The sequence below is a fragment of the Umezawaea tangerina genome (assembly GCF_003002815.1).
Classification (GTDB): domain Bacteria; phylum Actinomycetota; class Actinomycetes; order Mycobacteriales; family Pseudonocardiaceae; genus Umezawaea; species Umezawaea tangerina.
Window position 1 is genome coordinate 243,944 of record NZ_PVTF01000006.1, and the last position, 11,624, is coordinate 255,567.

Here is an 11,624-nt window from a genome sequence, read left to right on the forward strand (position 1 = left end):
GGTCAGCCGCGGGTCAGCGCGACGTCGACAAGCCGTTCGGGGCGCAGGAACACCGGGCCGACGAGCCCGGACGGGATCACCTGACCCCGCGCGTTCGCACCGGTGTTGGTGACGCGGACGCGCACGAGGTTGGTGCCCGGCCGCAGCACCGCCGTGACGTCGGCCCGGTAGGGCCTCCAGAGCCTCGTCCCGAGCGCCGCACCGTTGACCTCGACCTGCGCCACGTCGAGGACCGCACCGAGGTCGAGTGTCCACTTGCGACCCGACAGCACATCGGCGTCGAGCGCGATCTCCTTCTCGTACCAGGCGGAACCGGAGTAGGCGCTGTCCAAGTCGGTCCAGGAACCCAACGGCCGCGGGGTTTCCGGCGCGCCCGGTCGGTCGAAGCGGAACCTCCAGTCGCCGTCCAGCGCGACGGCGGCCAGCGCGTCCGCTACGGTCGTCGTTCCCCGGTAACGACGTCCGCCCGCGGTCGCGACGACCTCGACGGGACCGGGCCCGGTCACCCGCACCGTGGCCACGGCGTCGCGGGAATCGACCCGCACGCGCTCCACGGGTGCCGTCGAGGACACGGCGTGCGCCGGTTCCCGCGTCGCGCGGAACACCACCAGCACAGTCGCCTTCGACTCCAGCCGGAGCTCGACCGCCGTGCCGCCGTCGCGCTCCCCGGTGAACGGCGCGGACCGCCACACCCCGGCCGTCGTCGCGGTCCCGGTGTCCGGGTCCCAGACCTCCGGGACCCCCGTCGCGGGGAACGCGGCCGTGACGTCGACGACGGCGTCGCGTTCGTTCATGAGCACGAAGGCGCGTTCCCGGCCGCGTTCCAGCCGGAGCACCCGGACGTCCGCCGTCGCCGGGGTCAACGCGACCGCCGCCGCACCCGCCGCGACCGCCGCCGCGGCGGCGGCCGTCGGATCGGCGGCGCGGATCGCCCGGCGCGACCCGGTGAACAGCCCGTCGAGCGCACGGCGCAGGCCCGCGTGGTCTCCCCCGGCTTCCTCGGTGGGCAGGTCGCCGACGACGACCAGGGTCCCGCCCCCGCGGACGAACCGGGTCAGCACGGCCACCGTGCCCAGGGCCAGCACGGGTGTCCGCGGCACCACCACGGCCCGGTACCGCTGCCGCCCCACGACGAGCAGCGGCCCGCGCGTCCTGGCGTGCGCGATGAGCGCGGGGTCCGCGTCGAGCGCCCCCTCGTCGACGAGGTCGAAGTCGACCTGGACGTCCTCCAACGCGTGCGCCGCCCCCATGAACGCGGCGTCGATCCCCGTGATCGCCGCGGTGTCCTGGTAGGTCTCGACCGCGCGCTGCGGTTGCAGCAGGGCGGTGTGCGCCAGTGCCGGTGCCCGGCAGGCCTCCATCAGCCTGCCGATCCACTCGTTCAGCGGCGTGGACAGCTCCCACCACGGGTTGACCGGCTGGAACGGCGGCGGGTAGAAGATCACGTCGGAGTCGGTGAACCTGGCGTGCAGCAGCGTGTGGTTCACCCCGCGCACGGCGAACGCCCCGACCACCTCGCGGGTCAGCGCGGGGGTCACCTGCCAGCCGGTCGCGCCCATCGCCTCCAGGTAGACCCGTTCCAGGCCGAGCTGGTGCGCGGCGCTCGCGGGCCACCGGGACAGCGTGCGGTGGAAACCGCGCTGGTAGTGGTCGAAGATCAGGTCGGTGCCCGGCACCTGGGCCCACTGGTGGGTGGTGTTCATGTTGCCGGAGCTGCGGAGCTGCTCGCCCGGCCCGTACTCGTCCCACAGCGGGTTGGAGATGAACCGCAGCCCGTGGGCGGCCATCCACTCGCCCTGGCGGCGGTAGTAGGCCGAGGCGAAGCGGTCGGACACGGCGCGCCAGAACACCCCTCGCAGCCTCAGGCCGTCCTGCCCCAGCTCGTCGTGCACGGCGGCCAGCGCGATCCCCGGCTCAACCCCGAGGCGGGACAGCTCGGCGTCCAGCGCCGGGGACCAGGGCACGGTGTTGAACGGCCCGTCGGCCGAGGCGAGGAACGGCTCGTCGTCGGCGAAGCCGCGCAGGACCGTGCCCGCGGCCCAGGGGAACCTGCGCAGGTACTCGCCGGGCACCACGTCGAGGAACAGGTCCACGGCCTCGTCGTCGAGCAGGTCGAGGTAGGTGTGGGCCGCGTCCTGGACCAGTTCCCGCACCGTGAACAGGTCGACCCGCCACCGGCCGGCCGGGGCGTCCCACACGCCGCCCGCGCGGGCCAGGTCGGTCAGGTCGACGACCCTGGCGAGGTCCGCGGACCCCTCCGGCCGGGCGGTCGCGGTGATCAGCGGGGTGGTGGCGGCCGGGAGGTCGAAGGCGTCCAGGGAGGACGCCGAGTCGAACCCGTCGGCGAACAGCGTCCGCCCGTCGGGGTCGAGGACCGTCAGGCTGTCCCAGGACGACCGCTGGTCCACGACCGACCGCACGCCGACCCGTCCGGTGGCGTAGGTGCCGTCCACGACGGCGGGCTGCGCGACGCCGTCCACCGACGGGACGAACCGGTCCCCGCGGACCTCGACCTCCAGCACGTGGTCGACGGCGGGGTCGAACCCCTGGACCGGCGGCGCTCCCCGCACGAGGGTGAAGGAACCGCCGTCCTGCCGCCAGATGTCCACTCCGCCGTCGCGGCGCAGGTCCGCGAGGACGCCGTTCGCCTCGCCCCTGCCGCGCAACACCAGACCCGCTGTGTTGCGGTCCACCCGGACCTTCGCGACCACGTCGTAGTCCTGCCAGTCCGCACCCGCGCGCAGCAACGTGATCCCGTCCCGCGCGGAGGCGTCCACCAGCAGCCGTCCGTCCGAAACGGACAGTCCGCGGCCGACCAGCGGCACCGCCGTCCCACCCGCCGCGATGACGGTCTGGTGGCCCACGCCCTTGATGCGCAGGTCCGGGCGCGGCTGGTAGATGCGGTCGCCGACCTTGCCGCCGTTGACCACGAACCCGCCGCCGCGGCCGCTGGGGAAGAAGTCGTCGTTGAACAGCCACACGTGCATGCCGTGCCGCTGCGCCTCGCGGAGGGTGAGCTCGATGAGCGCGAACCAGTCCTCGGTGAAGAACCGGGGTCGCAGCGCCGCGGTGTCGAAGGGGAACACCAGCACCTCGAACACGCCCTGCCCGCGCATGTCGGCGAGCTGGTCGGTCACGAGATCGGGGGTGACGGCGCCGTTCCAGAACCACAGGACCGTCGGCCTGCTGTCGGCGCGCGGATCGGCGAACCGGGCGACCTGGAAGCCCTCGTCGGTGCCCGGTGCGGCGTTCGCGGTCGGCCGCCCTCCCACGACCGACACCCCGGCGACCAGCGCGGCCGCCGCGCTCAGGGCGAGCACGCGACGCCGGGGGAGCAGCAGGTCACCGGAGGTCGTCACGACGTGGACACGGCTCGGATCGCGCATCGACCCTCGACTCCTTTGTGGACGGACGATGTCGAGGTGAACGAGAGTTGAAACGATTCATTCACCGCCCGAGCCACGGTATATGACCTACGTCACTATGGTCAAGATTGACGACAGGACATGTTCGGGGACAACAGTTGACGAACCCGCATGGCGCCATCCGCCGAGGTCACGCGCGTAGCAGATCGGCTAAAACGTTTCAACCATGCCGTCGGACGACCTGCCGAGTGGGCCGAAGGCATCACGACACGTCGAGGACGACCTTGCCGCGGACCTCGCGGGCGAACAGCGCGCGGACGGCGTCGTCGACGTCCTTCCAGTCACCGCGCAACCCGACCTGCGCCGACAACCGCCCGGTGGCCAGCAGCCCCAGCAGGTCCGTCAGCTCCCCCGTGACCGGAGACGTCGCGTCCCCGTAGGTGTTGATGGTCCTCGGCGCGCCGAACCCGAACAGCGCCCCTGCCGGGAACGTCGTGCCCTGCCCCGAGGCGAAACCGACGAGGTGGACCGCCCCGCCGTCGGCCAGCAGGTCCCACATCCGCGCCAGGTCCGGTCCTCCGACCGCGTCGAGCACGAGGTCGAACCGGTCGTCCACAGTGGACAGGTCGGTCACCACGTCCCGCGCGCCGAGCTCGCGCAGCCCTGCCGCCCGATCGGGACCACCGACCTGCGCCGTCACCTCCGCACCGGCGAGCGCGGCCAGCTGGACCGCGAAGCGCCCCACTCCCCCGCTCGCACCGGTGACCAACACCTTGCGCGCCAACAACGACCGCGTCCGCAGGACGCGCAGCGCCGTGACCCCGGCGACGCCCAGCGCGGCCGCGTCGGTCAGCTCCACCCCGTCGGGGACCACGCCGAGCCACGCGGCGCGGACCGCCACCCGCTCGGCCCACGCGTACGGCGCCATGCCCAGCGCGACGCGCGCGCCCTCGGCGGGCCCCGAACCGTCGGCCGCGGCCCGCACCACCACACCGGCCGCGTCGTGCCCGTGGATGACGCCCGCGGGCCACTCCTCGGCGTACCGCAGCTCGCCGAGGTTCAGGCCGATGTGCCGGATCTCCACCAGCGCCTCGTCCGCGGCGGGCAGGGGCTCTTCGACATCGGCGAACCGGACCGGTCCGCCGTCGCCGTGTTCGACGACCAAAGCACGCATGATGATCTCCTGGTCAGCGGGGGGAACTCGCACCACCGAGCCTTCGCCACGGCGTCCCCTCCGACCAGGTCCGGCAGGATCAGAAGTGTGGCCATCTGCCTCACCGCCCGCCGGTGCGCTCCCGGACCGCGCGGCGGAACTCGCCGGGTGTCGTACCGCGCGCCCGCCGGAACGCCCTGCTGAACGCCTGCGGCGTCGCGTACCCGACCGCGCCCGCCATCGCGTCGATCGGCTCGTCGGTGTCCCGCAACCGGAGCGCGGCGAGGTCCATCCGCCACCGGGTCAGGTACGCGCCGGGCGTCTGCCCCACAGCGGCCGGGAACCGCCGCGACAACGTCGCCCTCGACACCCGGATCGCCGCCGCCAGCGTCGCCGTGGTCCACGGCCGCTCCGGCTCCTCGTGGATGCGCGCCAACGCGTCCCGCACCACGGGGTCGAGCAACGCCCCCAGCCACGACCCCGTCCGCCGCACCGGATGCCGTTCCAGCCAGGCCCGCACGAACTGCACCAGCAGGAGGTCGATCATGCTGTTGACCGCCGCGGTGGTCCCGATCCGCGGCCGCGCCAGCTCACCCTCCAGCAACCGGATCACCCCGTCCAGCGACGGGTTCTCCCGAGCGGCCAGGTGCATCGGTGCTGTGAGCGCGCCCAGCACCGCGGTGCTCACCTCGGGATCCTGCTCGTAGTGCAGGGTCAGCAACCGGGTCTCCACCGGCGGGCCGCCCAACCGCACCACCCCGCCCACCGCCTGCGCCCGCGCCGCCGCCAACGGGTCGCACGCCTCCATCCGCGCCCCGGCCTGGTTCGACAACCCGTGCACCGTCCCCGGCGGCAGCAGGACGACGTCCCCCGCCACCAACCGAAACGGCCGCTCGCCCGGCACGTTGAGCCACATCACCCCGTCGGACACCGCGTGCAACGCCGCACCCGGAAACGCGTCCAACCACAGCCCCCAGCTCCCACCGGCCTCGAGCCGCACCCCCACCGACCCCCGCGCCCCCGAGACCCGCAGCGCGTCCGCCAGAAGATCCATCCCTCCATCGTCGCACGGCCAGAAGTCACCGGTCAGCGGTCGAAAGCCACCTCGCCCGCCTGCTCCTTGCGGCTCTCCAACGCGGCCAGCCGTCCGGTCAGCGCGGCGTGCACGGCGTCGTAGGTGTCGGCGCCGAGCGGCAGGCGCAGTGGTGGGTTGGGGTCGCGGGTGGTGGCGTAGACGGCCGCGGCGACCTTGGCCGGGTCGCCGGTGAGGGCGTCGTCGTCGAGGGCTTCCAGCGAACGGCGCGTGCGGCCGACGGCGTTGTCGCGGTAGGGGGCCGTCTCGTCGGTGAAGCGCATAGCCGAGGCGAACCCGGTCCGGGTGCCGCCGGGCTCGACCAGGGTGAGGTGGATGCCGAAGTCGGCGACCTCGCGGCTGACGCTCTCGGTGAAGCCCTCCAGCCCCCACTTGCCCGCGTGGTAGGCGCTGTGCGTCGGGACGCCGACCTGCCCGCCCATGCTGGAGACCTGGATGATCCGGCCGCCGCCCTGCGCGCGCATCGGCGCCAGGAACGCGCGGGTGATCAGCATCGGTGCCAGCAGGAGCACCTCGACCTGGTCGCGGACCTGCTCGACGGTCATCTCCTCGGCGGCGCCCACGACGACGTACCCGGCGTTGTTGACCACTACGTCCACCGGCCCGGCGTCGATCGTCCGGCGGACCACCTCCTCGACCTCGGCGGGCCTGGTGAGGTCCAGGACCTCGACCGCCAGCCGGTCGCCGTGCGCCTCGCGCAGGTCGTCCAGCGCGTCCGGGCGGCGGACCGTGGCGGTGACGCGGTCGCCGTGGCGCAGGGCGTGGTCGGTGAGGTGGCGGCCGAGCCCGCCGGAGGCCCCGGTGACGAACCAGTGGCGCACCTCCTTGTCCACGGGTGAGGGCATGGGACCTCCTCGGCTAGAGTTCTAGCGGAACACGTTCCGCTTACCACTTAAGCGGAACGCGTTCCGGAACACAAGCCGAGAGGACCCCCATGCCCGCCACGCCCCGCCGGACCAGGAGCGACGCCCTGGAGAACCGGGCACGCCTGCTGGAGGTCGCCGCGCGGGTCTTCGCCGAGCAGGGCCTGGACACCGCGCCCGCCGCGATCGCCAAGCAGGCGGGCGTCGGCGTAGGCACGCTCTACCGGCACTTCCCGACCAGGGAAGCCCTCGTCGACGCCGCCTACCGGCACCAGCTCACCCTCGTGTGCGACCAGGCGGCCGAGCTCGTCACCCGGCACCCGGCCGCCGAGGCCACCCGGCTGTGGATGACCCACTTCATCGACTACGCCACCGCCAAGACCGGCATGTCCGAGGCGCTCAACGCCATCATCGCCTCCGGCGTCGACCCCTTCGTCGACAGCCGCGCCCTCCTCACCGGCGCCGTCGCCACCCTGCTCGGCGCGGGCGCGGAGGACGGCAGCGTGCGCACCGACGTCGCGTCCGAGGACGTCCTGCTCCTCATGGGCGGCATCGCCTACTCCGTGCAGCACGGCACCAAGGAACAGGCGGGCCGGCTCGTCGACCTCCTCATGGACGCGCTGACCAAGAACACCTAGGGCACCAGGGACCGCAGCTCGTCGAGGATCTCGATCTGCACGTCGATCTCCTCGGCCGACGGGGACGCGAACATGACCGCGTCGACCCCGCGGTCGCGGAGCCGTTCGATGTCGTCGGCGAGCTGGCGCGGCGCCCCACCGAGGAACGGCCGGTCGTCGGCCATCGGCTTGGCCACCAGGGGCGTGTTGCTCTGCGCCGTCACGATCAGCGCCGACGCGTCGCGCCCGAGGCGTTCGGCGCCCTCCCGGAACCGCGCGACCTGCGCCGTCACGCCGTCCAGGGAGAACGCGATGGGCGTGATGCCGTCGGCGATCCGCGCGGCCCGGTCGATACCGGCGTCGGTGTTGGCTCCGATGACGACCGGGATGTGGCCGCGCACGGGCTTCGGGTTGATCTCCGACGCCTCGATCCCGTAGAACCGGCCGCGGTGCTCCACGGGGTCCGGCCCCCAGCACGCCCGAACGGCCGCGATCACGTCGTCGAACCCGGCGCCCCGGCGCTTCCAGGGGACGCCCGCCGTCGCGAACTCCTGCGCCATCCAGCCCTGCCCGAACCCGGCGACGACCCGCCCGCCGCTGAACTGGTCGAGCGTCGCCAACCGGCGGGCCAGCACGACCGGCGTGTGCAGCAGGGCGTCGATCACGCTGGTGCCGAGGGTGATCCGACTGGTGAGCGCGGCCACGTGCCCCAGCGTCTGGAGCGGTTCGAAGGTCGTCCGGTACATCTCCGGCAGGCGTTCCATCGTGCCGTCGGGCCCCGGCACGACCGGCGCCATCGGGCGCAGCAGGCGCTCGTAGGTCCACAGCGAGTCGTAGCCGAGTCGTTCCGCCGCCTGAGCGATCGTCGTGATGTTGGCGGGCGAGGCGTGGACCCCCGACACCGGCAACATGATCCCCAACTTCAAGAGGTCCTTCTTTCCCCTGTTCCGCACGGGCCCAGTGGAAGATCACCGCGACCGCCCGCGGATCGAGTTGTGCCTTCCGCGCTCCCCGGACTACCCCGGTCGCGCACTTCGACGATAGCCATACTTCAAGAATGAAATCAACCTTGAAGTATCACGTCGTGGCTCCGGCCTCGCGACCTGTCCGAACGACTACTCCTGGTCTTCCCCGGCGTACAGCGGCCAGGCCCGCTGGGGGTCCACCTGCCGCGCGACCTGACGCCCGATGTCCCGCAGCCCGGTCACCTGCTCGGCGCTGAGCACGTCGAACACCAACCGCCGGACCGCCTCCACGTGCCCCGGCGCCGCCTGCTCGACCACGACCATGCCCGCGTCGGTCAACGTCGCCTCGACGACCCGCCCGTTCTCCGCCGACGGCCGCCGCACGACCCAGCCCCGCTGCTCCAGCCGCTTGACCACGTTCGACAGCCTCGACGGCGAGCCGTTCACGTACTGCGCCAGGTCGCTCATCTGCATGCGCCGCTCGGGCATCATGGACAGCGCGGCGAGCACGAGGTACTCGAAGAACTGGATCCCGCTGTCCCGTTGCAGCTGCGCGTCGATCGCCGTGGGCAGCCTGATCATCAACCACGACAGCGACACCCAGGCGTCGTTCTCCTCGGCCGACAACCAGCGCGTCCCATCCCGGCCTTCCACACCGCGCAGCCTACCTACCAGCACCGACCCCATCCCGATCACGCCGTGCGACCGTCCCGCCCCTGCCCAGTCGCCATCGCGTCGAATCTTGCGCCACCCGCCGCGGTGGGTGAAGCTGGTCGGGCCGCTGTCAGGGGGGCCGCGGCCGGTGGGGAGTTGTCGTGGGGACGCGGTTCACGCTGCTGGGCGAGGTCGGGGCGCTGGTCGACGGGCACGTCGTGGAGATCAGGCATCGGCAGCAGCGGTGCCTGCTGGCGCTGCTGCTGGTGGACGTCGGCCGGGTGGTGTCGGTGGACGCGCTGGTGGACCGGATGTGGGCCGACGAGCCCCCTCGACGCCCCCGCGAGGCCCTGTACAGCTACGTGTCGCGGTTGCGCGCGGCGTTGGCGGGCAGCGACGACGCCGTGGTGGAGAGCCGCGCGGGCGGGTACGCGCTGGTCACCGACCCGGAGGCGGTCGACCTGCACCGGTTCCGCGCGCTGGTGGCCGAGGCCGGGGCGAGCGCGGAGGACAAGGCCGCCGCGCTCCTGACCGAGGCGCTCGGGCTGTGGTCCGGTGAGGCGTTCGCGGGGCTGGACTCGCCGTGGCTGGTGGTGACGCGGGACGTCCTGGCGCGCGAACGGCTCCGGGCACGGCTGGACCTGGTCGACCTCCGGCTGCGCGCGGGGCTGCACCGCGAGTCGACCGCCGTGCTGGCGGAGCTGACCGCGGAGCACCCGCTGGACGAACGCGCCGCCGCGCAGTTCATGCTCGCCCTGTACCGCTCCGGGCAGCAGCGGGAGGCGTTGCGGCACTACGACCAGGTCCGCCGCGGGCTGGCCGACGAGCTCGGCGTGGACCCGAGCCCGCAGCTGCGCGACCTGCACCAGCAGATCCTCACGGCGACGGCGGCACCCGCGTCCACGCAAGCCCCCGTGCTCGTCCCCCGGCAGCTGCCCGCCGACCTGCCGGGCTTCACCGGCCGCGACGACCAGCTCGCCGAACTGGACGCGCTGCTGGCCGAGCGGCGCGACGCGGTGGTGGTCGCCGCGCTGTCCGGCACGGCGGGCGTCGGCAAGACGACCGTCGCGGTGCGGTGGGCGCACCGCGTCGCCGACCGCTTCCCCGACGGGCAGCTCTACGTGAACCTGCGGGGTTTCGACCCCGGCGGCACGGTGCTGGACGCCGCCGACGCCGTGCGCGGGTTCCTCGACGCGCTCGGCGTGCCCTCGGGCAACGTGCCGCGCGACCACGAGGCGCAGGTCGCGCTGTACCGCACGCTGCTCGCCGACCGGCGGGTGCTGCTGGTGCTGGACAACGCCCGCGACTCCGCGCACGTCCGGCCGCTGCTGCCCGGTGCGCCGGGGTGCCTGGTGGTCGTGACCAGCCGCGACGACCTGGGCGGGCTGGTCGCCACCAACAACGCCCGGCCGTGCGTGCTGCCCGTGCTGTCCGCCGAGCAGGCGAACCGGCTCCTGGCCGCACGGCTCGGCGTGCGCCGGATCCACGCCGAACCCGAGGCGACGGCCGAGCTAGTCGCCCGCTGCGCGGGGCTGCCGCTGGCGCTGGCCGTGGTGGGCGCACGGGCCGCCACCCGTCCTGGTCTGCCGCTGGCGTCGCTGGCCGCCGAGCTCGACGCGGACGACCTCGGGCTGGACGGGTTCGCCAGCGGGGACGCCGACACCGACGTGCGCTCGGTGTTCTCCTGGTCCTACCGCGCGCTCGGCGACGAGGCGGCGCGCGCGTTCCGGCTGCTGGCCGTGCACCCCGGCCCGGACTTCGCCACGCCCGCCGCCGCGTCGCTGCTCGGCGTTCCGCAGGCCGCGGCGCGGCGGGTGCTGGTCGAGCTGACGCGGGCGCACCTGCTCGCGGAGGTCTCGCCCGGCCGGTTCGCGTTCCACGACCTGCTGCGCGCCTACGGCGTCGACCTGGCGGACCCGGACGAGCACAGCGCGGCGCTGCTCAGGTTGCTCGGGCACTACCACCACAGCACCAACAACGCGCGCACGCTGTTCGCGATCCGCCAGAACGTCGGGCCCGAGCCGCCCGGCCCCGACGTGGTCGTGATCGACTTCGCCGAGCTCGAGCCCGCGCTGGCGTGGTTCGACGAGGAGGTGGCCACGATCCTCCCGACCATCCGGTACGCCACCGCGGCCGGACTCCCGCACGAGGCGTGGCTGGTGACCAAGGCGGCGGCGGCGTTCCTGGACCGCCGGGGGATGCTCTGGGACAACGCGGACCTGCTGCTCACCGGCCTGGAAGCCGCCGAACGCGCGGGCGACCGCCGCGAGGAGGCGGCCGTCCGGCAGAACCTGGGCCGCGCGTGCTTCAGGGTGGGCGCGTACGACGAGGCGCGGGTGCACCTCGACCGGGCCCTGGTGCTGAACACCGAACTGGGCGACACCAAGGCCCTCGCGCTCACCCGCCTCGGCCTCGCCAGGCTGTGCGGCTCGCTGGGAGCCGACCGCGAGGCGCTGCACCACGTCCAGTGCTCGCTGGAGCACTTCGAGGCCGAGGGCGACGAGAGCGGGCAGGCGTTGGCGCACAACGGGATCGCGCTCTGCCGTTCGCAGCTCGGCGACTACCCGGAAGCACTGCGGCACGCCGAGCTCGCACTCGCCCACGCCCCGGACGACTCCGGCTACCTGGACACGATCGGCCACGTCCACCTCCGCCGCGGTGACCACGACTCCGCCATCACCTACCTGCGCAAGGCGGTCGAGCTCGCCGTCCGCGAGCACGACAACAACTCCGAGGCGGAGTCCTACACCCACCTCGGCGACGCCTACGCCGCCGCGGGCGACCACGCCGCCGCCCGTGACGCCTGGCAGCACGCGCTGACCATCCTCGACCAGTTCCAAGCCCCGGAAGCCGCGAGCGTCCGGGCCCGGCTGCGCGACCTGGTGGGAGTGGTGGACCGGGCCGTCTGAGAATC

8 protein-coding genes are annotated in these 11,624 nt (G+C 73.4%); 2 read left to right on the top strand and 6 right to left on the bottom strand.

Annotated features, from left to right (window positions below; translation table 11 throughout):
* Positions 1-2: 2 nt before the first annotated feature.
* The 4 genes from CLV43_RS21410 to CLV43_RS21425 all read right to left on the bottom strand — a co-directional run bounded on the left by CLV43_RS21410 (position 3) and on the right by CLV43_RS21425 (position 6,456).
* On the bottom strand, positions 3-3,386 hold the full coding sequence (locus tag CLV43_RS21410; protein ID WP_106189022.1) for a glycosylhydrolase-like jelly roll fold domain-containing protein: 3,384 nt from the start codon (positions 3,384-3,386) through the stop codon (positions 3-5).
* Positions 3,387-3,627: 241 nt separating this feature from the next.
* Positions 3,628-4,539 (bottom strand): zinc-binding dehydrogenase, encoded by a 912-nt coding sequence (locus CLV43_RS21415; RefSeq protein ID WP_106189023.1) that lies wholly within the window; start codon positions 4,537-4,539, stop codon positions 3,628-3,630.
* A gap of 100 nt (positions 4,540-4,639) precedes the next feature.
* Complete coding sequence (locus tag CLV43_RS21420) at positions 4,640-5,572, bottom strand: AraC family transcriptional regulator (protein ID WP_106189024.1); 933 nt, start codon at positions 5,570-5,572, stop codon at positions 4,640-4,642.
* A 32-nt stretch (positions 5,573-5,604) separates the two neighbouring features.
* Complete coding sequence (locus CLV43_RS21425) at positions 5,605-6,456, bottom strand: SDR family oxidoreductase (RefSeq protein WP_106189025.1); 852 nt, start codon at positions 6,454-6,456, stop codon at positions 5,605-5,607.
* An 89-nt stretch (positions 6,457-6,545) separates the two neighbouring features.
* Between CLV43_RS21425 and CLV43_RS21430 the strand changes: the two genes are divergently transcribed.
* On the top strand, positions 6,546-7,112 hold the full coding sequence (locus CLV43_RS21430; RefSeq protein ID WP_106189026.1) for a TetR/AcrR family transcriptional regulator: 567 nt from the start codon (positions 6,546-6,548) through the stop codon (positions 7,110-7,112).
* Here CLV43_RS21430 and CLV43_RS21435 read toward each other — a convergent pair.
* Positions 7,109-7,993 carry a TIGR03619 family F420-dependent LLM class oxidoreductase gene (locus CLV43_RS21435; RefSeq protein WP_170155948.1) on the bottom strand — a complete coding sequence of 295 codons (885 nt, stop codon included), beginning with the start codon at positions 7,991-7,993 and terminating at the stop codon, positions 7,109-7,111. The two genes, CLV43_RS21430 and CLV43_RS21435, sit on opposite strands and share 4 nt — an antisense overlap.
* A 213-nt stretch (positions 7,994-8,206) precedes the next feature.
* Complete coding sequence (locus CLV43_RS21440) at positions 8,207-8,710, bottom strand: MarR family winged helix-turn-helix transcriptional regulator (protein ID WP_245886765.1); 504 nt, start codon at positions 8,708-8,710, stop codon at positions 8,207-8,209.
* 161 nt (positions 8,711-8,871) lie between these two features.
* On the opposite strand from CLV43_RS21440, the gene CLV43_RS21445 reads away from it, so the two are divergent.
* The gene (locus CLV43_RS21445; RefSeq protein ID WP_106189028.1) at positions 8,872-11,619 is read left to right on the top strand and encodes an AfsR/SARP family transcriptional regulator; all 2,748 of its coding nucleotides are present in this window, start codon (positions 8,872-8,874) and stop codon (positions 11,617-11,619) included.
* Positions 11,620-11,624 lie beyond the last annotated feature (5 nt).

Bases quoted from the DNA above. Each gene is read 5' to 3' on its own strand.
- CLV43_RS21415 (WP_106189023.1), bottom strand. From the start codon at position 4,539: ATGCGTGCTTTGGTCGTCGAACACGGCGACGGCGGACCGGTCCGGTTC.
- CLV43_RS21430 (WP_106189026.1), top strand. From the start codon at position 6,546: ATGCCCGCCACGCCCCGCCGGACCAGGAGCGACGCCCTGGAGAACCGG.
- CLV43_RS21410 (WP_106189022.1), bottom strand. From the start codon at position 3,386: ATGCGCGATCCGAGCCGTGTCCACGTCGTGACGACCTCCGGTGACCTG.
- CLV43_RS21420 (WP_106189024.1), bottom strand. From the start codon at position 5,572: ATGGATCTTCTGGCGGACGCGCTGCGGGTCTCGGGGGCGCGGGGGTCG.
- CLV43_RS21425 (WP_106189025.1), bottom strand. From the start codon at position 6,456: ATGCCCTCACCCGTGGACAAGGAGGTGCGCCACTGGTTCGTCACCGGG.